General features: G+C 42.9%; 16 protein-coding genes and 1 tRNA gene. 12 read left to right on the top strand and 5 right to left on the bottom strand.

Annotated features, from left to right (window positions below):
- Nucleotides 1–6: 6 nt before the first annotated feature.
- From Q7J63_RS07565 to Q7J63_RS07555, 3 genes are all read left to right on the top strand, one after another.
- Entirely contained in the window at nucleotides 7–720 is a 714-nt protein-coding gene (locus tag Q7J63_RS07565; RefSeq protein ID WP_304885125.1) for an L-ribulose-5-phosphate 4-epimerase, read from the top strand.
- Complete coding sequence (locus tag Q7J63_RS07560) at nucleotides 674–1,882, top strand: aldose epimerase family protein (protein ID WP_304885123.1); 1,209 nt, start codon at nucleotides 674–676, stop codon at nucleotides 1,880–1,882. Before Q7J63_RS07565 ends, Q7J63_RS07560 begins: the two co-directional genes overlap by 47 nt.
- A 247-nt stretch (nucleotides 1,883–2,129) precedes the next feature.
- A complete protein-coding gene (locus Q7J63_RS07555) occupies nucleotides 2,130–3,326 on the top strand; it encodes an ATP-binding protein (protein ID WP_304885121.1) in 1,197 nt (398 codons plus the stop codon).
- 171 nt (nucleotides 3,327–3,497) lie between these two features.
- Here Q7J63_RS07555 and Q7J63_RS07550 read toward each other — a convergent pair whose 3' ends face one another.
- The 3 genes from Q7J63_RS07550 to Q7J63_RS07540 form a co-directional block, all read right to left on the bottom strand.
- Nucleotides 3,498–3,926 carry a septal ring lytic transglycosylase RlpA family protein gene (locus Q7J63_RS07550; protein WP_019596276.1) on the bottom strand — a complete coding sequence of 143 codons (429 nt, stop codon included), beginning with the start codon at nucleotides 3,924–3,926 and terminating at the stop codon, nucleotides 3,498–3,500.
- Nucleotides 3,927–4,057: 131 nt separating this feature from the next.
- Complete coding sequence (locus Q7J63_RS07545; protein WP_304885119.1) at nucleotides 4,058–7,090, bottom strand: SMC family ATPase; 3,033 nt, start codon at nucleotides 7,088–7,090, stop codon at nucleotides 4,058–4,060.
- Entirely contained in the window at nucleotides 7,087–8,316 is a 1,230-nt protein-coding gene (locus Q7J63_RS07540) for an exonuclease subunit SbcD (protein ID WP_304885117.1), read from the bottom strand. The genes Q7J63_RS07545 and Q7J63_RS07540 overlap by 4 nt, the downstream gene beginning before the upstream one ends.
- A gap of 142 nt (nucleotides 8,317–8,458) precedes the next feature.
- On the opposite strand from Q7J63_RS07540, the gene Q7J63_RS07535 reads away from it, so the two are divergent.
- On the top strand, nucleotides 8,459–9,001 hold the full coding sequence (locus Q7J63_RS07535; protein WP_304885115.1) for a septal ring lytic transglycosylase RlpA family protein: 543 nt from the start codon (nucleotides 8,459–8,461) through the stop codon (nucleotides 8,999–9,001).
- Between the two features lie 208 nt (nucleotides 9,002–9,209).
- On the opposite strand, the gene Q7J63_RS07530 is transcribed toward Q7J63_RS07535, so the two are convergent.
- Nucleotides 9,210–10,706 carry a TolC family protein gene (locus tag Q7J63_RS07530; RefSeq protein WP_304885113.1) on the bottom strand — a complete coding sequence of 499 codons (1,497 nt, stop codon included), beginning with the start codon at nucleotides 10,704–10,706 and terminating at the stop codon, nucleotides 9,210–9,212.
- Nucleotides 10,707–11,193: 487 nt separating this feature from the next.
- Between Q7J63_RS07530 and Q7J63_RS07525 the strand changes: the two genes are divergently transcribed.
- The 4 genes from Q7J63_RS07525 to Q7J63_RS07510 all read left to right on the top strand — a co-directional run bounded on the left by Q7J63_RS07525 (nucleotide 11,194) and on the right by Q7J63_RS07510 (nucleotide 14,386).
- Nucleotides 11,194–12,357: a 6-bladed beta-propeller gene (locus Q7J63_RS07525; RefSeq protein ID WP_304885112.1), complete on the top strand. Its 1,164-nt coding sequence runs from the start codon at nucleotides 11,194–11,196 to the stop codon at nucleotides 12,355–12,357.
- A 218-nt stretch (nucleotides 12,358–12,575) separates the two neighbouring features.
- The gene (locus Q7J63_RS07520; protein WP_304885110.1) at nucleotides 12,576–13,235 is read left to right on the top strand and encodes a hypothetical protein; all 660 of its coding nucleotides are present in this window, start codon (nucleotides 12,576–12,578) and stop codon (nucleotides 13,233–13,235) included.
- Nucleotides 13,232–13,723, top strand: coding sequence for a DUF4221 family protein (locus Q7J63_RS07515; RefSeq protein WP_304885108.1), 492 nt, complete (start codon nucleotides 13,232–13,234; stop codon nucleotides 13,721–13,723). The genes Q7J63_RS07520 and Q7J63_RS07515 overlap by 4 nt, the downstream gene beginning before the upstream one ends.
- A gap of 75 nt (nucleotides 13,724–13,798) precedes the next feature.
- On the top strand, nucleotides 13,799–14,386 hold the full coding sequence (locus Q7J63_RS07510) for a hypothetical protein (protein ID WP_304885106.1): 588 nt from the start codon (nucleotides 13,799–13,801) through the stop codon (nucleotides 14,384–14,386).
- A gap of 104 nt (nucleotides 14,387–14,490) precedes the next feature.
- On the opposite strand, the gene Q7J63_RS07505 is transcribed toward Q7J63_RS07510, so the two are convergent.
- The gene (locus tag Q7J63_RS07505; protein WP_019596289.1) at nucleotides 14,491–15,852 is read right to left on the bottom strand and encodes a DEAD/DEAH box helicase; all 1,362 of its coding nucleotides are present in this window, start codon (nucleotides 15,850–15,852) and stop codon (nucleotides 14,491–14,493) included.
- A 154-nt stretch (nucleotides 15,853–16,006) separates the two neighbouring features.
- Between Q7J63_RS07505 and Q7J63_RS07500 the strand changes: the two genes are divergently transcribed.
- The 4 genes from Q7J63_RS07500 (at nucleotide 16,007) to Q7J63_RS07485 (ending at nucleotide 21,079) form a co-directional block, all read left to right on the top strand.
- Complete coding sequence (locus Q7J63_RS07500) at nucleotides 16,007–17,347, top strand: dihydroorotase (RefSeq protein ID WP_304885104.1); 1,341 nt, start codon at nucleotides 16,007–16,009, stop codon at nucleotides 17,345–17,347.
- Nucleotides 17,348–17,430: 83 nt separating this feature from the next.
- Nucleotides 17,431–17,506 (top strand) — tRNA-His (locus Q7J63_RS07495).
- 365 nt (nucleotides 17,507–17,871) lie between these two features.
- Entirely contained in the window at nucleotides 17,872–19,788 is a 1,917-nt protein-coding gene (locus Q7J63_RS07490; protein WP_019596292.1) for an amylo-alpha-1,6-glucosidase, read from the top strand.
- A 10-nt stretch (nucleotides 19,789–19,798) separates the two neighbouring features.
- Nucleotides 19,799–21,079, top strand: a complete 1,281-nt coding sequence (locus Q7J63_RS07485) for a glycosyltransferase family 4 protein (protein ID WP_304885102.1) — start codon at nucleotides 19,799–19,801, stop codon at nucleotides 21,077–21,079.

Raw genomic sequence — 21,079 nt, 5'->3', positions numbered from 1 at the left:
CTATAAATGAGCCGTCAAAGCCAATACCAGGAATTGAAGAAAGAGTGTTTTGAAGCCAATATGCAATTGCCCAAATTGGATTTGGTCGTGTACACTTTCGGGAACGTGAGTGCCGTAGACAGAAATAAAGGGGTGTTTGCAATCAAACCTAGTGGTGTTCCCTATGAAGAACTGAAGGTGGAGGATATTGTCATCTTGGATTTTGACAATACTGTAATCGAAGGGGAAATGCGTCCTTCATCGGATACCAAAACCCATGCATTTCTCTACAAAAACTGGGTCGAAATCGGAGGGATTGTCCATACCCATTCTACTTATGGAGTAGCATGGGCACAAGCTCAAATGGATATCCCGATTTTGGGGACCACCCATGCAGACCATTTGACTGCAGATATTCCCTGTGCACCCCCGATGTCGGATGACTTGATTTTGGGAGACTATGAGCAGATGACCGGACAGCAGATTTTGGATTGTTTCTCCAACAAAGGGCTTTCCTACGAAGAAGTGGAGATGGTCCTGATCGGAAATCATGGTCCTTTTGCCTGGGGGAAAAATGCAGCCAAAGCAGTTTATAACAGCAAAGTGTTGGAGGAAATAGCCAGAATGGCTTATCTTACCCTTCAAATTAACCCCAAGGCCCCAAGGCTAAAAGAAGCATTGATCCGAAAACACTATGAACGGAAACACGGAAAAGATGCCTATTACGGTCAAGGATGCTAACCAACCCATGGACATGAAGAAAAACAACCTGAAAATCATGCGCATTTTCCTTGCCCTTTTTGCAGGAATGCTCTGGAGCTGCAACTCCCAAAAAACCGAAGAAAAAGAAATGGAGAAAGAAGAAATCAATTTCAAAGTCAAAGTACAAGAGGTGGCCATTGGCGATCAAAAAGCCAAAGTATTCCATCTTTCAAATGGGAACGGAATGGAAGTGGAAATCTCCAGCTTCGGTGGAATCATTTCCAAACTGATCGTGCCGGATAGGGACGGAAAACCCGAAAACATCGTACTCGGTTATGAAAATATTGCCCAATACGACACCAATCAGTATTTCTTGGGTGCCTCCGTGGGAAGATATGCAAACAGGATTGCCAAAGGAAAATTTGAATTGGATGGTAAAGTCTACCAACTCGCCAAAAACAACGGAGAAAACCATCTCCACGGTGGACCATTGGGCTTCAACCGTAAATTCTGGGATGCTGAATTTATCGAAGGGAAAGATTCCATGAAGGTGAAAATGACTTATCTCAGCCCTGATGGTGAAGAAGGTTATCCTGGGAACCTGACCACAGTGTTGACTTTCGAACTTACCAATGACAATAAGCTCTTGTTGGAATTTCAGGCCGAAACAGATCAAGCGACCATCATCAACCTTACCCACCACGGCTATTTCAATCTCAGCGGAATGAAGGAAGACGTTCTCGGTCATGAGTTGGTGATCAATGCCGCCAAATACACCCCGGTTGATGCAGGCTTGATCCCAACGGGTGAATTGGCTCCGGTAGTGGGTACCCCGTTTGATTTCAACGAGGCACATACAATCGGGGAAAGAATTGGCCAGATCCCAGGAGGCTACGACCATAACTATGTGGTCAAAGAAAAGCATGATAAGAATTTGGTAAAAATGGCAGAGGTTTACCATGCAGGTTCAGGAAGGACCATGGAACTGTTTGCGGATTCCCCAGCGGTTCAGTTTTATTCAGGCAATTTCTTGGATGGAAAACAAACCACGAATGGCATCACGTACAACAAGCACATGGGTTTTTGCTTGGAGCCACAAACATTTCCCAATGCACCAAATGAACCAACTTTCCCAACGGCAAGGTTGAATCCAGGCGAAAAATATACCCACCGGATTGCTTACCATTTTGGGGTGAGATAATTCAGTTGGGCTACGCCAATAAAAACCACCTTCAAAGTCATTACTGCTTTGGAGGTGGTTTTTTTCTGTTCTTTTTTTCTGAATTTTTTAATCAGGAGGGAGTAATTGACTCAATTTTTGAAAAATATATCCAATAAACATCCTTATTTATTTATTGTAATCCATTGATTTAAAATAAAATAGAGCAACTTTTTTTATTTACTCAATGTATTGAGTAAATTTACTCAATACATTGAGTAAATAAAAAATGGACTACCAAAGAAAAGAAAAAGACCTGATCCAAAGGCGTCTTCAAGACGAGCCAAGAAGGTTTATTCAGGTGATATATGGTCCCCGACAAGTTGGGAAAACCACTATGGTCCGGCAAATTGTCAAGGCCTTGGACTATCCGCATGCATTGGTGGCAGCGGATGCGGTGCCAGCAGGAGACAGCATCTGGATCGCGCAGCAGTGGGAAAATGCCCGTGTCCGCCATCAGGCCACAAAAGACAAACCCTACCTGCTCATCATCGATGAAGTTCAGAAAATCGACAATTGGAGTGAACAAATAAAGGCAGAATGGGATAGGGATACCACCGAGGAATTGGATATCCGAGTGGTGCTATTGGGTTCATCAAGGTTGATGTTGCAGCAGGGACTTACCGAGTCATTGGCGGGTAGGTTTGAAGCCACCTATATGGGCCATTGGTCCTATGGAGAAATGCATGACGCTTTCGGTTTGACTGCAGAGGAATTTATCTGGTTTGGGGGATATCCAGGAGCCATTTCCCTGAAAATGGATGAAGACCGATGGAAAGGTTACATCAGGGATTCCCTTTTGGAAACCAGCATTTCCAAAGATATCCTGATGCTGACAAGGGTTGATAAACCAGCTTTGATGAAGCGCTTGTTTGAGTTGGGGTCGGTGAATTCAGGGCAGGTACTGAGCTACACCAAGATCATGGGCCAGCTTGCCGATGCGGGCAATACCACCACTTTGGCCAATTATCTGGAGTTATTGAATGATGCGGGGCTCTTGGGGGGACTTGAAAAATACAGCCCAAACATGGTCCGGAAGCGTTCCTCCAGTCCCAAATTCATGGTGCACAATACGGCAATCATGTCGGGGATTTCCACTGAAACTTTCCAGACCCTGATCGCTGACCCCAAAGTTTGGGGAAGGTGGGTGGAATCTGCCGTGGGCGCTCATTTGATCAATCAATCTTTCAAGGACAAGAAATTGTCTCTCTACTATTGGAGGGAGGGAAATGAAGAAGTTGACTTTGTGGTGGAATACAAAAAAAAGGTGATCGCTTTTGAAGTCAAGTCGGCCAAGACAGGAAATCTTTCAGGCTTGAATGCTTTCAATAAAAAATTCAAACCTGAAAAATCCCTTTTGATTGGCGATGATGGAATCCCTTGGCAAGAGTTTTTACGAATGGATATTGTGGACTTATTTACATAAAAGGTGGTCATTCCGACTGCTTTTTATGTATAATTTCCTTAAAAAATAATTTTGTAAAATATTGTTAATCAGTCAATAGTGTCACTTTTAAATAATTTACTCAGTACATTGAGTAAATTATTATTCCTGCCTTTTTTGGATAGATATAGAGAATACCTTTGCAGCTTACGATCACCGATATCGGATCTCGACTTGGGTCACTCCGGATTTGATCATGTCCAGCTTTTCTGCTGCCGCCCTTGAAAGATCAATGATTCTCCCCTTTCGAAACGGACCACGATCATTGATCCTGACGCGGACGGTTTTGCCATTGCTCAGGTTGGTCACCTCTACTTGAGTGCCAAAAGGAAGCGTCGGGTGTGCGGCGGTCATCTTTTTTGCATTGTAAATCTCTCCATTTGCCGTTTTTTTGCCATCAAGCCGATTCGCATAAAAACTTGCCTTTCCTTGTACCTCCGTCATTTTACTTTTGGTGACAGGGGTGTTTTTGGTGCTTTTGCATGCTCCCGTGATCAGCAATCCTGCGATAAAGAATGAGGCTAGGAAACGTATGTAAGTATTTCTCATATCGGCACAACAGTCAATTTTCAATCCAAACATGTCAAAATGTGGGATTTATGTGAAATCAATTGTGCCTTTCGCCCAGGACAGCCAGACAAGAAACAGGGTTGATCGAGACTTTTCCCAGCCAAGTAAGAACCATTTGGCATTTATTTCCAAGCCCGGACACCCTAAAATGAGTACCCCACTTGACTGCCTTTTTCAGGGTCGAGGACCACTTTTGCATGGACTTCAATTTCTTGTTGGAGCTCTTCCACGTGACTGATGATGCCCACGATCCGATTTTCATGGCGAAGGGATTTAAGGGTTTCGAAGACCACCCGCAAAGCACTTTTATCCAATGCACCAAATCCCTCATCAAGGAAGAAAAAACTCTGGTCCGCTTGGTTGAGGGATTTCACTTTTTCCGCCAAGGCCAAAGCCAGGCAAAGCGAAGCCTGAAAAGTCTGTCCTCCAGATAGGGTTTTGAGCAGTCGTCTTTTTCCGCCATTCAGGTAATCGATGACCCAAAAGGTGTTGTTGTCGTCAATTTCCAAACTCAGGCTGTTTTTCGTCAGTTTCATGAAACGCAGATTGGCGGTGTTACAAAGTTCCTTGAGATAGATCAGGCTGACATATTTTACAAAACCGTTTCCTTTGAACAATCCATCCAGTTCTTTTAAGTTGGACTCCCTGTTTTCCAGCTTTCCATATTTCTTTTGGAGGAGCTGCTTTTCTTCCCATCTCAGCTTGCTTTCCTTGATGTCTTGGTCGAGCAAAGTGAATTCCTTTTTTATGGCATTCAAGGCCAATTTTTTTTCTGACAATTCACTTCGAAATTGCTCAAAAGTTTCTGGGCTGAATTCAGACACACCGGTTTCCCCACGCAATTCCTCCAATTTGGATTTGACCAATAAACTCCGGTCTTCAAATTGCCTGATTTCCGCGTCCACTTTGTCCGCATCCAATGAATGATGGAACAAGGCAATCAATGCTGACTCATCCTGAAAGCCATGGGTTTGTTTCAAGGCTTCAAATTCTTCCTTCAATTCCTGGATTTTGTTTTCGGTCTCAATGACGGACTTCTCGAAGTTTTTCAGGTCCGCCAGGTTGGTGGCTTGTTTGGATCGGGTTTCCCGCAAAACCTTTTGTTTTCCTTCCAACAGAAAAGTGGTTTCCTCAATATCCCTTTGTACTTTTTGGATGGTTTGGGAAATGATATCGGCTTCTTTTTCGAAGAAAGGTTTACAGAACAATGTGTCTTTGATTTCCTCTTTTTTTGCCGAAATGGTAGTAACCAGCCCCATCAGTTTTTGCTCAGCCGTCCGCAGGTCTATTGTTTCCCGCTCCAAAGCAGTTTTTGACTCCTCGGCCTTTTTCCTGGAGGCTTTAACGGTAAGAAGCAAGGCCTCCTTTTTTTCCAAACCCGCATCTGTTTGCTGGATAAATCCAGACAAAGCTTCCTTGGTGTGGAGGTTTTTGGCTTTGAGGCTTTCTTTTAAAATACCCAATTGGGATTGAATCGCTTCCAAATCTTTCAGTTTGGTGGATTGGTTATGCAATTGGTTTTCAAACCTGATTTTTTGTTCGGAATGGGTGCGCGCATACTTGGTGATATTTTCCAAAAGAATCTTGGCGGCCTCGATTTCTTGGAGATTTGCTTTTAATTCCGCCTCCTCTTCTTGGTCTTCGATGGGATGTGGATGCGTGGTGGATCCGCAAAGCGGACAGGCTTCGCCCTCGGTCAACAAATGTAAATGGGTGGCAAGACCTGTTTTCTGTTGTAATTTCTCCCTCTCCATTTCCAATTTCCCCAGCAGATGCTTCTGGGAAATGTTCCAGGACTCAAAACTGGTTTTCTGCAAGGGCAATTGTTTTTCCAATTCCTGGATCACCTTTGCCATTTCAAATCCGGAGGCTTCCAAGGCCTTGAATTCTGAGTGCATTTTTGTCAGTTGCGCCTCCCATTGATTCCAATCCCTGATGGCACTTTTCAATTCCGCCATTTGGGCAAGGTCGGGCAATGCGATTTGCTCTGCGCTGCTTTCATTTTTTTTGATGTCACTTTCCAATTCCTTCAGCCAATTGGTTTTTGCTTCGATTTCAGGCTGTAATTTTTCCACTAAGAATTGGGCTTCCTTCACAGCAAGCATCAGGTTTTGGATTTCCATCACCTTTTTGAGGTCCCGGATTTTGGCTTCCCGGTTGGATTTTTGTTCTGCTCGCTCCTTGAGCCTTAGCTCTTCTTCTTCGAGTTTGGCAATTTCCAATTCGTAAGCCTCCTTGAACCTAGAGCAGTCTGTCACACTCACCCTGAATTTCTCCAAATCGGATTGCTTTTCCTTGATCAGGTTCCAAACGGGTTTCAGGTAGGTTTTGGCGCGTAGGAAATCTTTCCAGATGTTTTTCTTCTCAACGATCTCCGCTCGTTTTTCTTCCAAGGATGACCATTCCTTCAAATATCCCTGCAACTGTTGGTTTTTGGTCTGCAATACTTCCTGTTTGGAAAACTGGGTTTCCGCAGCAATAAAAGCCAGCTCAAATTGCTCGGCGCTGAAGGCGATTTCCTTGATTTGGATTTCCTTTTCCTCCAGGATTTCCTTGGAGTAATTTTCCAATGCCAGCAACTGGGTTTCCAGCCTGATTTTTTCCTCCTTGACCACCTTGAGGAGGCTGCCCGTTTTGCTGGAAAGATCGAAACGTTCCAAGCCAAACAACTCCTTCATCATCTCTGCCCTCGGCCCAGGAGTGAGGTCGATAAATTCCCGGAATTTTCCCTGAGGGATGATCACCGTTTGTTTGAAATGCTCTTTTTTCATCCCGACCAACTCTTCCGCCCTTTGGGTAAGTGGCTCTAGAATCCCGTCCCTTTTTTCGTAAAAAGTGTGCTCTGCCGGACGGACATCCTCAAAGTTTTTTGGGTTTCTTTTTGCCGAATACCTGGCCAAATAGGTTTTGCTGTGGTTCGGACCAGCCCGAAATTCAAAAGTAATAAGGAGCGTCTCGCTCTGAAGGTTGAGCATACTGGTCTTTTCCCCTCGGTCGGAAAGTCGTTCCGTGCTTCCATACAAGGCCAAAAGGATGGCTTCCAGAATAGACGATTTGCCACTGCCGACTGCTCCGAAAATCCCAAAAAGTCCTGCTGCTGTCAGCTGGGAAAAATCGATGCTTTGGGTTTCTTTGTAGGAGTACAGCCCCTGAATTTCAAGTTTTATAGGTATCATCCTTCTTCGTTTTGGCTCATGATTTCTTTAAAAATCCCGACGAGGTCTTCATTGGGTTCCTGTCCTTTTTCACTTTGGTAAAACATCTTGAAGAGGCTGACCATGTCTTTGCTCAGGTCCTCGACTTTCAGACTTTGGTTCTCCGAGCCAATTGGATTTTTGATTTGCGGGATAAGATTGACGATCCCATCATGGGCTTTCATGATGGCTTTTCGGGTGGGTGCATCGATGGAGTGTTCCGTCACAAAAGTGATTTCTACAAATGCATAGGGGTTTTGCTCCAGCCAATCGAGTGTATCGGGAAGGTTGTCAAAAGTCTTGCGGTAAAGCATCCTACCGGAAGTCAGTCCTATTGGTGAATAGTTGACTGCCATATTTGGCTCGGCTTGAATGAGCACCACCTGTTTTTGCTGCTCCGCTTCACTGAAGGAATAGGCGAGGGGGGAACTGCTGTATACTACCGGAAACTGGCTTCTGTCCACAGCATGGTAGCGGTGCAAATGGCCCAGTGCGGCATACTGGATTTGTTTCGGGAGATTGTGGGTGAAAATCGCCTGGGTGCCACCAACGTGGAGAATGGGTCTTTCACTTTCGGGTTCAGGTTCGGGTTTTTCGCCCTCTTTCATAAAGTAAAAATGACCTAAAAACAGATTCACCCCATTTTCATCACAGTACTTATCCGCCAAATTTCTCCATTTTTCTTCCAATACATTTCTGAATTCGCTTTCACGGTCCACTTCTCCCAGATAGGTTTTGAGCAAAACCTCATTGGCGTAGGGGGCAAGAAGGATTCTGATTGGGAAATTGAATTTCGGAAGCTTCATTTCGATAAATCCTGCCTCTGATTGCGTGATTTCTATGCCGGAATCCAGCTGTCCGACAGGGATAACCGTGTCATATCTTCCATAGAAAAAGATGCCGATCTCTCTGGCCAAAGGGTCTGGAGCCTCTACAAACTGGGTGCTGTCATGATTCCCTGAAATGGCGATAATTGGCCTGGTTCCGTTTTTTGAGAGTTTTCTGAGGGATTTATAGAGAAGTTCGACAGCTTCGTGGCTGGGGTTAAAGGTGTCAAAGATATCACCGGCCAAGAGGACCATATCCACCTCGTTTTCATCTGCGATGGAGATGATTTCGTCCAGTACCAATTTTTGTTCTTCCAATCGGGAATACTCCTGTAATCTCTTGCCAAGATGCCAATCGGCTGTGTGGAGGATTTTAATCATTTGGGTCAAGATTGTGATTTTTAAAATAAAATCATTTAAATTGAAATTCAATTAAGATTCAAGTTAGAGGGTTCATTTGTCCAATCCAAACATTTACTTCGAGGATGACACAGAATGGCACATTAATTGTTAAAAATTGGAAATGAAATTATTACTATTCTTATTCTCTATCCTGCTAGCACTGAGTCCTTTGTCGGCCTCCGCAAATAACGGGGGAACAGATACTGAAGCAAAGCTCAAAATACAGGAAGGAATTGCCAGCTTTTACGGCCGGAAGTTCCACCTGAGAAAAACAGCAAACGGAGAAACCTTCAAAATGGAAGAGATGACCGCCGCACATAAAAACCTCCCTTTTGGCATCATGCTGAAGGTCATCAATACCAAAAACAACAAAGTGGTCTGGGTCCGAGTCAACGATAGATTGCCGCAAAATTCCAAGAGAATCATAGATTTGTCAAGGGGAGCTGCAAAGGAACTGGAGATGATTCAGGACGGAATAGTCAAGGTAAATATTGAAGTGCCGGACCAAGAAACAGTTTTTTCACTGATGGATCATTTTCAGGACGAAGTTCCAGAAGGCATCAGACTAAGGATCTACGAGGAACCGATTGATTTTGAGAAACCTGATCTTTGCTTTTCGAGTCTTGCCTTGAACTTGAATCCAAAATTAATCGCAAGTATTTAAGCTACTTATTTTAACGCACAACAATACTTTTTCAGCGGATCGCTCAAACCTCCATTTGCATAATTAATAGAATGGGTAGGGTTCAAATTTCTAATTCCCATTACCTCCCAAATCTCGCCTTTTCAGAAGTTGATTCCTGGCAAAACCCCAATTTTGGATTTACCAAATAGAGAGGTTCATTTTGAATAAAAACGTCTTTTTGTTGAAATCATTCCACCGGGGGCTCTATTTCATTTGGAAGATACAGCAACCTGTTGTTTTCAAAATCAAATAGTGTCAATCCCCTCAACTCATAATATGCCGTCCAGTATTCCCGCAAAGATTGGATATAGGACCTCCGGTTGCTGTCTTTTTCCTGTTGGGCGATGTTCAGGTCAGTGATGGTGACATTGCCGTTTTGGTATCTTTTTAGGGAGATTTCATAGCGTTTGTCTGCGACCTCATCGGAAAGTTTGGTGATTTCCATGCGTTGTTCCAGCATGGTAAAATTCCTCACCTTGGTAAAAATCTCCTGCTCGAAATTGATGATGTCCTGCTCCACGGTGTAGGCAATTAATTTTTTGTTGGCTTGGGCTTGTCCCATTCTGGCTTTGTTTCTTCCCCAATCCAAAACCGGCACGGAAAAGTTGAGGTTGAGAAGGGCTTGGGTATTGGGATTTGAATAGATATCATTCCAATACAAAGCCGCATTGTTATAGCCATAGCTCGCTCCCAAATTCATGTAAAACCGCTGACCTCTTGCTCGGGCAACACTGGCGTCGGCTTCCAGCTTTCGCCTTTCAAAACCCAATGCGTCCGCCCTGTTTTGAAATGCCCGCTCAATGGCTTCTTCCACCGGTACCACAAATGATGGGATTGTGCTGGGTGGGATGAGCATCAGGTTTGTCGCCCCATTCAGGCCGACATAGGATTTTAGGATCAGGGAATTGGTTTCCATATCCAATCGGGCTTGCGCCAGCAATTGCTTTGCCTGCAATACCTGCAATTCAACCTGTAGGAGTTTGTCTTCATACGTGGTGCCCAAATCATATCTTCCCCGCTCGATGGTGAGAATTTCTTCCGTATTTTTGAGATTTTTGTTCGCGATTTCCAGATTAACCTGTGCGTCCAAATAGTTGAAAAAGAGGACTGTGACGATTCGGCTGATTTCCTCCATTTCTTCCACATACTCCCTTTTGCTCTCCTCAAAAAGCAAGGGTTCGATTTTCTTGTCCCATTTCAGGGGATTGAAAGCAAATATAGGTTGATCGATGCGGACGTTGACTGGGACGCCGCTCCATCGGGTTTGCGGGGAGGACCCGGTGGCGAGATAGTTGTCAAATCTGTTGGTGGAAGAATTCACCGAGACCACACCGCCCGTTGCGGCGATCACTTGCTCGAGTCCCAATTCCACATCCATGAAATTCTGCCTGACCTCGCGAAATTCAATGGTTCCATCGGGTTGGACGACGTTGTTGAAAGATTGGGAATAACTCGGGATGGTTCCGCCGAGTCGAAGTTGGGGGTTATAGTTGGATCTGAAAAATCGGTATTGGAAGAACCTGTTTTCTTTTCTGGTTTCGGCACGTAAAGCCGCCGGTGATTGATTTTTGGCTCTGGAGACAATGTCTTCCAAGGTATATTGCAGGGATTGTTGACTTACCGCAGAAAAATTGAACATCACTGCCATGCAAACAATTTTAAAAAGGATGATTTTTTTATTCATACCACTTTGGATTTTATACTATGCCTACAAACGGCAATCCTTGGGAAAAGTCATATTGCCATCCACAGGGAGTTGCCAAAACAAAACATTGTGTGGGTAATTGGTCAAAATATGGCCAAAATCTTCCAATGCGCGAAATTGATAAGCATGTTTAGGGAATTAATTAGCCATTGTCCATGCACCAAAATTATTGATCAGGATTGTTTTGGACCAGATCAGGTACCCAATATCGAATTTTTTTTTATTTACCGAAAGGTGTAGTCTTTTTTCTTTTGGTGAAAAGCTCTTTTTAGCACCTTTTGGTGCATAATATTTAGTCGACTAATTTTATTCAAGGATTTGTAAATGATAATGGTGATGTTAAATTCATCGCTTGTAAATAGACTGGTCGAGTTAGTTTTAGGGTCATTTTAAGAGTTATTTTCCGGTAAAAAAGGGGCTATTAAAAAATAACTATAATGAAAAATTGTTTTCATTTTATCTGAGCATGAAAAATTTATTCAAAACGTATTTCATTCAAATAGTCCTGTTCTCTTGTTTTTCTTGTGGTCGGGAAAACGCTACAGGTGTAAAGGGGTTGGTCATCGACATTCAAGCCGAAAAGGAAATATTCCATAGCGATATGTTTGATGACTATGAGATAATTCCGTTGGAGACCACTGATGACGGGCTTGTAGGTGAGATTTCGCAGATTCTTCTTTTTAAGGACCTAATATTTGTACTTGATCGCAATTTGGCGAATGCCGTATTTATTTTCAGTAGAGAGGGAAATTTGCTTCGCAAAATTGAAAGCAAAGGGATGGGACCTGGTGATCTTTTTGCACCTGTCAATATTGCATTCAATGAAACAAATCAAGAATTGATTGTTTTTGATGGCCGTCAGGCGAAATTTCTTTTTTATGATGTTGAGGGGAATTTTTTATGGGAAAGCAAGAAACCCGAACTGTTGTCTGTTTTTGACATGTTTTTTCAAAAGGACCATTTTTATTTTATTGACGACAGGGTGGAAGACTGGCATAGAAGATTGTTGGTTACGGACAGGGATTTGAAGGAAATTCAAAGGATTGATGCTTTTTTTGATGGGGATTTCAGGATTGTCAATGGAAAAAAGAACCGATATTTTTATGAATCCCATGACGGTAATGGGTTTTATTACAAAGAGCGGAACCACAACAGATTACTTGCAATTGAGGAAAATAAGGTCATTCAGCAGTATTTATTTTCATTTTCTTCTCTGGGATTTGAGCCAAATCCGGAAAGAGTGTATCAGGCGCATGAGTTCAGTCGGGAGTTTTGGAAAAGTGGAGAATATGCGCTGGGTGATGAAATGATCGATTCGAAAAGATATGCTTTCCTGAGTGTGGACAAAGGACAGGAAGTCAGATTTGCACTTTGGGATAAAGAAAAAGGCAGTGTAAATATGATTACAAAAATGAAAAACGATATGGACGGAATTTCTCCTGACATCTCCGGGATTCCACCTTTGAACGCACAGTCCAATCATTTGACTTGGGCCATCCACCCCCGTGATTTGGCCAACTACCACCGGGAAAAAAATTTGGAAGAAAATCCATATCTGGAATTCGCTTTCAAAAATGGAATTGATGAAGATGATAATCCCATTTTGTTTATCTACACAATTAAAAACTGAGCTTTTGGATTAATATAGGACCTATTGAAGGTATTCATACAATAGTTTATAAAGTTTCATTTAGGTGGTTCCAAAGACTTTTCTTTTTGTTCTTAGAATAATTAAACTAGTTTCACAAATCATTAATCTTATGTTTTAGTTATTTATTTTGATTGTTAATTTCGTAGGTAAGTGCTGGTAGTGATTAAGGTTAATTTAAGATGAAATTTACAAAAAATATGAAAAGAACTTCAATCCATATTTTTATCGTCTGGGTATTTTTCTCGTGCGGGCAGGGTGAAAAAAAGGGATTTAAATTTCAATTAAGCGATCTAGAGCTCGCCATTCCCATAAATGAATGGGCTTCTTCCAATCCCGGGATGATCATTATCTATGATTCAGATTCAGGAGAGCATATCATGATCTATAACCATGTGATCAAGAAACTTCAGATTTCGGAATTCCCCTCGGGTAAATTGAAATTAAATATACCCTTGGAGTTTGAAAATGAAAAGAGGAATAAAAGATTTACCGGGGGGACTTTGATCGCAAAGGATTCGATATTTGTGACGTTTTTTCCTCCTTCCATAGGGATGATCAATTTTGAAGGAGAATTGATGTTTGAAGAAAAGCTTCCAGATGCAAATTATAGCGTCTCCCATATTGGGAACGGCAGTATGATACCTTTATTCAAATCGAATGGAATAATCTACGGTGCACAGCCTTTCTTGATGGATCACCATCGGATGACTCAGGAAGATATTCAGAAACAACAATTGGTCTACAGCATCAGTTTGGACGAGGATATTTCAGCCTGGCATGATGTATTTTATGACGCCGCTTACTGGGGTCAGGAAAAAAACTATCCTACTTCTCCTGGGCCAAACGAGGGAGTTTGATCTACATATCCCCTTTCTACGATCATCAAATTCAGGTTTTCGATACCAAAACCAACAAAATCGTAGAAGTCAAGGAAGTTAAATCCAAGCATGTCGATAAATTCAATATCGTCAACGAGTTGCCAGGCAATGAAGATGAATCTGTGATGGCCACACTCGAATCCAGCCAGTATGAAACCTTCTTGTATGACAAGTACAGGGATATATTTTACAGAATGATTTTGCCTGCATTTCCCATCGATCAAAAGTATGATATCGAAAAGTTGAGGCTGATGGAACGCTCAAGGCCCGTGACAGGGATAATGGTGCTTGATCATGAATTGAATGTGCTGGCAGAGCACATTTTCGGCCCATACGAAGTCCATTCTTCCGACAATTTCCTTGTGGGAAAAGAGGGTCTTTATGTCTCCACCAACAACATGAACCGATCGGATTTCAGCGATGACCAAATGCGGTACAAGCTCTTGAAATTCACGGCTTCGGATTAAGAATACAGAAACTTGTCCATTTCAATTTTTAATGGAAAATCCCTATCTTCATGCGATACCCTAAACCAGGAAACCATGAAGCTTCTCCTTTCAATATTCAGTTTTTTAATACTTACGGATTTTGCCCTTGCCCAGGAAATCCCATCCAAAGAGATTCAGATAATTTCCGCTGTGCTTGCCGCTCCGGAAGACAAGAGGGCTGGCGCTTTGGTTTATGGCTTCGATGAAAAAGGGGATTTTGTGGTGTTAAGAAAGGGAGAGAATGAAATGGTCTGCTTGGCTGATGACCCAAAAAGTCCAGGATTCAATGTTTCCTGCTACCACAACACACTCGAACCTTTTATGGAAAGGGGAAGGTCATTAAAGAAAGAAGGGAAATCTTTCCAAGAAATATTCGATATCCGAGAGGCGGAAGTGAAAAGCGGCAAACTTAAAATGCCAAAGGACGGTGTCACCCTTTTTGCCTTGAGTGCAGAGGATGCGGATTTCAACACCACAACCGGTGAAGTGAAAAATTCCTATTTAAGGTCTGTTGTCTATATTCCATGGGCCACTGTGGAAAGCACAGGCCTGCCATTAAAACCCTCAGCGCCTGGTATGCCTTGGATCATGGATCCGGGAACACACAGAGCCCATATCATGATCAATCCTCCTAGGAATTGAGGAGGATTGATCACTGATTTTTAGAAAATCTTTATTTTCAGGGTTAGGAAATATCCCGAGAGGCAAGAATTTTTTAAGAGAGATTTAAGAAGGGAAATAAAATTTTATTTCCCTTTTTTCCATTGTCCCATGGTTTTCATCTGATTCCTGTTCCGTTTGGCTTTGGAGTTTTTGTTTCCACGCTTTTTTTCCAACACCTTGGGTTTGGGTTTTGGCTGTGCCTTTTTTTCATGGAAGGATCCTTTGAAATCCGGGTCCTCTTTTCGCTTCTGATAATCTATTTCCCGATCATACCCTTGTTTTTCGATGAAAGGTGTTGGGGCAATTTCCACTTCCTCAGGGATTTCAGATTCAGGAACTTTCATCCGGATGATTTCCTCTATTCTATCGAAATGGTAGATCTCCGCGGGATTGTAAAAGGTGATGGCCTTTCCTTCATTTTCTGCCCTGCCGGTACGGCCGATCCTGTGCACATAATCCTCATAGATCAAGGGGACATCAAAATTGACCACGTGGCTGACCATACTGATGTCCAGTCCCCTGGCAGCCACATCCGTCGCAACCAAAATCCTGACTCCTCCGGCCTTGAAATCTTCCATGGAGTTGATCCTGGTGTTTTGACCCTTGTTGGCGTGGATGACGCGGATGGTTCCCAGGTTTTTCTTATCCAAGTAGGTGAAGACCGTTTCGGCATTTTTCCGGCTTTTGGCAAAGATAATGATCCTGTTCAGGGATTCATCCTTCAGCAAGTACTCCAAAATATTCATTTTGGTCTTGATATTTGGCACCAGGTACTTGACCTGCTGAATGGTATCTGCAGTGGTGGCCTGTTCTGTAATTTCCACCCTTTCCGGAAACTCCAGGAATTCAAAGGCAAGATTTTCCACCCTGCTTCCAAAAGTCGCTGAAAACAAAAGGTTTTGGCGTTTGACCGGAATCACTTCCAGAATGGACCGAATCTGAGGCATGAATCCCATGTCCAGCATTTTGTCCGCCTCATCCAAAACCATGGTTTTGATTTCCCTAAGAAAAATATCCCCTCTTTGGTAGAGATCCAAAAATCTGCCCGGGGTAGCGATGACAATGTCCACACCCTGCTTGATTTTCTCGATTTGGGTTTTGGGTCCCAATCCTCCGTAAAGACACACGTATCTGAGGTCTGTGTATTTTCCAAATTCAATGACAGCCTCTTCAATTTGCATCACCAGTTCTCTGGTCGGTGCCAAGACCAATACACGAGGGTGATCGCCTTGCGCAAATTTGACTTTCATCAGAATCGGCAAAACATAGGCTGCGGTTTTACCGGTCCCAGTCTGCGCAATGCCCAAAACGTCGTGTCCGGCAAGGGCCAAAGGAATCGCCTTTTCCTGGATGGGGGTAGGTTTGGTATATCCGGCATCCTTGATTGCCTCTAAAAGTTGCTTGTTAAGTTTAAAATTTTCAAAAGATTGCGTACTATCTGACATGATTTAGTAAATTTGGATGGGATGTTCAGCTAAATTTTCATTGTCGTCCAAAAGGACGATTTCTTGAAAAACGCTTTCATGCCTGAATTTTCAGTATTGAATAAGGTTTTCCTAATTTGGAAAGTGACCACAGCGCATTCAAAAACAACATTTAATGAAAAGCATATTAATCACTGGTGCAAATATAGTGAATGAAGGTAAGATTACCCGTTCTGATATTTTGGTTAAGGAGGGTTTGATCTACAGCATAGGGGCTGACTTGTCGGAATTCCCTGCAGATATCAAAATCGAAGCCGATGGAAAATATATTTTTCCTGGGTTGATCGATGATCAAGTTCACTTCAGAGAGCCTGGTTTGACGCACAAGGCAGACATCTACACGGAAAGCAAAGCAGCTGTGGCAGGCGGAATCACTTCTTATATGGAGATGCCCAACACGGTCCCGCAAAGCACCACCCTGGAATTGCTGGAAGAGAAATACCAAATCGCTGCGGAAAAATCCTTGGCAAACTATTCCTTCTATTTTGGGGCGACAAATGATAATATCGAGGAAATATTGAAGGTGGACCCGGAAAATGTTTGCGGGATCAAGGTATTTCAGGGTTCTTCGACAGGAAACATGTTGGTGGACAATCCGGAAAGCCTGGAAAGAATCTTTTCGGAATGCAAAATGCTGATTGCCACCCACAGCGAAAATGACGACATCATCAAATCAAACCTGGAAAAGTACCAAGCGGAATTTGGGGAACAAATACATGTCAAATACCATCCCAAAATAAGGACCGAGGAAGCTTGTTACGATGCTTCCAAAAAAGTGGTGGATTTGGCTCGAAAGCATGGCGCCAAGCTACATGTCCTGCACATCAGTACAGCCAAGGAAGTCGAGCTTTTTGACAATACCCTGCCATTGGAAGCAAAGAGAATCACTGCGGAAGCTTGTGTGCACCATTTGTGGTTTTCGGATGAGGACTATGAAGAAAAAGGGAATTTGATCAAATGGAATCCCGCCATCAAAACATCCCAAGACCGGGATGCCATATTGAAAGGGGTATTGGACGGGCATATCGACGTGATCGCGACGGATCATGCGCCACATACATTGGAGGAAAAGAGCAAATCCTATTTGAATGCTCCTTCCGGTGGGCCGCTTGTGCAACACAGTTTGGTGGCGATGCTCGATCTCTACCATGCCGGAAAAATAAGTTTGGAAGAAATTGCACAAAAAATGTGTCATAACGTGGCCATTTTGTTTGAAATCGAAAAGCGAGGCTACCTCAGGCCGGGATATATGGCAGATCTGACGGTTGTGGATTTGGATAATCCATGGACTGTTGAAAAAAACAATGTTCTTTCCAAGTGCGGTTGGTCACCCTTTGAAGGGCACACTTTCAAGTCAAAAATCACCCATACGGTTGTTTCGGGGCATTTGGCATTCGAAAATGGTGTTTTCCATGAGGAGCAAAAAGGGCAGCGTTTAAAATTTTCCAGAAAATAAATTAAAGGAATATTGCTTCGAAAAAATCGAAATACTACATTTGCACTCCGATCTAAAAAGAAGAACGGATTATTCTATTAAATGGTGATTGTAGCTCAGCTGGTTAGAGCGCTGGTTTGTGGATCCAGAGGTCGCCGGTTCGAACCCGGTCTTTCACCCAAAACCCCTTCGGTATGAAGGGGTTTTTTATTTTTAGGACAGTATAGCGAACTTAAATGGAGTCATTTTTGTATATGTGGAAATCGATCAAAAAAAATAAAAAAAAGGAGTGAAATGTTTACATTATTTAAATCTTCGCCAAGGTTTCCTAAAATAAAACCTGTCAATTTGAAGTTCATCCATTTATACATGGTGAAATTCGAGGAATCCCTGAAAAACTTTGAAGAGTTACAAAAAGAAGGAATTTCCTCTTAAAACGAGAAATACAGAAAGGTTATGGAAACATAACCTTTATTTTTTGCCTAATAATTTTTCTTTCGCATTCAAAAAACTATTTTTATGGAAATCTCCAAACTTTTATCCAAATGAGTTATATCCACTTTGACAAAACCCAACTTATAAACCTTAACTATTCCCTAGACCGGGAAACAATCAGAACCAACCGGGGCGGCTGTTACACAAGTACCACCATCATAGGTTGTAATACCAGGAAATATCACGGGCTTTTGGTGGCTCCACAGCCACAAATTGACTCTCAACTCCATGTGATGCTTTCCACTGTCCATGAAACGGTAATTCAAAGAGGGGCGAATTTTCATTTGGGCATCAGCAAATTTCCTGGAAACTATTCCCCTAGAGGGCACAAATATTTGGAAGATTTCGATTCAGAACCCATTCCCAAGCTTACCTACCGGGTTGGGGGTGTATTGCTTCAAAAGGAATTGATATTGGACACCAACAGGGACAGGGTGATGATCCGCTATACCCTTCTGGATGCACATAGCCCAACCAAGATCCGAATCAGCCCATTCTTGGCCTTTAGAGGGTATCACAATCTCTCCAAGGCAAATGATGATATAAACAAAGAATTTAAAAAAATACCGAACGGCGCTCAATTTAAGCTTTATGACGCCTATTCTCCGCTTTCGTTACAACTTTCCAAAAAGGTCGAATATGTGTCCACCCCGGAATGGTACCACAATGTGGAATATATCATGGAAAGGGAACGGGGTTATGATTATCAGGAAGATCTTTTTGTGCCTGGATATTTTGAATTTGATATCGAAAAGGGAGAATCTGTCATTTTTTCCGCAGGACTTGAGGAAGCCGATCCAAAAACCCGTGAAAAGGCCTTCGAAAAAGAAATAGCAAGAAGGACTCCACGGAACAATTTCGAAAATTGTTTGATCAATTCTGCTGGCCAATTTATACAAAAAAGAGAAGGCGAAACCAGGGTCATCGCCGGTTATCCATGGTTCGGCTGGTGGGGAAGGGACACTTTCGTGTCCTCTCCGGGCCTCACCCTGACCCAAGGAAAGTATGAAACCTTCATTGAAATCATGGATTCCATGGTGAAGGATCTTGAGGGCCCCTTATTCCCCAACGTCGGGAGCGGAGTAATGGCCAATATGAGTTCTATGGATGCGCCATTGTGGTTTTTTTGGTCTTTGCAGCAATACATTGCCTATACAGGAGACAGCAAAACCATCAAGAAGAAGTATCTTGAAAAAATGAAAGGCATAATTGAAGGGTTCAGAAAAGGGACGGATTTCAATATCCATGCCTTGGAAAACGGATTGGTTTATGGAGGACAGGAAGGATTGGCCCTGACGTGGATGGATGCCGTCAACTCAGATGGCCCAGTGACCCCGAGAGTGGGATGCCCTGTAGAAATCAATGCCTTATGGTACAATGCGCTTTGCTTCTACCATGAATTGACGGGAGACGAAGAAATCCACGCCTTTTCCGAAATCGTTAAAAAATCATTTGTAGATAATTTTTGGGATGAAAAGAAAGGGTATTTGGCCGATGTGGTCAATGGAGAGGAAAAAGATTGGTCGATAAGACCGAATATGCTTTTTGCCGCCTCACTTCCTTATTCCACGCTTGAGGAAGACCAAATGGATTTGATCCTGGAAAAAGTCAAATCGAAATTGCTGACAAACCGTGGATTGAGATCCCTGTCTCCAGATGATCCAAGCTATAAAGGTTATTATTTTGGGACCCAATACACGAGGGACATTGCTTACCATAACGGAACAGTGTGGCCTTGGCTTTTGGGTCATTTTGCGGAAGCTTACCTGAAACTTCATGGAAAATCAGGGAAAAATTTTGTGGAGAAGATCATCAAAAGCTTTGATGAGGTAATGACGCAATATGGGGTAGGAACTGTTGCCGAAATTTACGACGGCGACCCACCGCATCGTCCGAAAGGAGCGATTTCCCAAGCCTGGAGTGTTGGTGAACTCTTGAGAATTATGTATTTGGTAAAAAAGATATAAATAAATTTTTATGAAGGTTTTGATGTTTGGATGGGAATTTCCTCCCCATATTTCCGGGGGATTGGGCACTGCCTGTTATGGTTTGGTAAAAGGCTTGGCTCATCATAATCAGGAGGTGATTTTTGTAGTTCCCAAACTTTGGGGAGATGAAGAGCCTTTGGCAGATTTTGTCAATGCAAGTGATGTGGTCATTGACTATCGTGAAAATCGATTCAAAAAAATCTGGAAAAATCTCACCTACCTGGAGGTCAGTAGTTTTTTGGTCCCCTACCTAGGACCCGAAGAATTCAAAAAATACACGGATTATACCGTCCACGACAGGATGGATGTGGATGAAAGCGTTTTTTCGAACAAATTTGAATTCAGTGGAAAATATGGGAAAGACCTGATGAAGGAAGTTTCCCGATATGCATTGGTCGCCAGCCAGATCGCAAAAGAAAAGAAACACGACGTCATCCATGCACATGATTGGCTTGCCTTCCCAGCAGGAATTGCTGCCAAAGAAATAAGTGGAGCCCCATTGATCGCGCACGTGCACGCCACTGAATATGACCGGTCGGGAGAGTCTGTGAACCAGCCGGTTTATGAAATTGAAAGAGCCGGAATGCATGCCGCAGACCACGTGGTGGCGGTGAGCCAATTGACAAAAAACATCATTATCAACAAATACGGAGTTCACCCGGATAAAATATCGGTGCTGCACAATGCGGTGCTGGATGCCAGTATCATCAAATCCGATGCGACCAAAAAAGTCCCGGAAAAAATTGTTACGTTTTTGGGAAGGATCACCTATCAAAAAGGACCTGAATATTTTGTGGAAGCTGCCCGAAAGGTAATCCAATTGGATCCCAACGTCCGGTTTGTAATGGCTGGAAGTGGTGATTTGCTCAACAAAATGGTGGTTAGGGTTGCGGAATTGGGTATTGGGACCAAATTCCATTTTACAGGATTCTTGAAGGGAAATGACGTGGACGAAATGTATGCCATCAGTGATGTGTATGTAATGCCCTCAGTTTCCGAGCCCTTTGGCATCTCCCCCTTGGAAGCAGTCCGACACAATACTCCAGTAATCATTTCAAAACAATCAGGAGTTGCCGAAGTTCTTAGGAATGCCATTAAAGTTGATTTCTGGGACATCGATGCCATGGCGGATGCCATCTTCGCCTTGCTACATTATGATGGAATGTCCAAGATGTTCAAGGAATTGGGAAGCGAAGAACTCAAAAAACTTAAATGGGAGCATGTTGCTGCCAAACTTGTCAAAATTTATCAGGATACAGTTAAGAAATAA

This window comes from Rhodonellum sp. (genome assembly GCF_030656585.1).
Taxonomy (GTDB): domain Bacteria; phylum Bacteroidota; class Bacteroidia; order Cytophagales; family Cyclobacteriaceae; genus Rhodonellum; species Rhodonellum psychrophilum.
The sequence above is the reverse complement of the archived record's forward strand: the minus strand, read 5'-3'. Positions and strand labels throughout refer to the sequence as shown.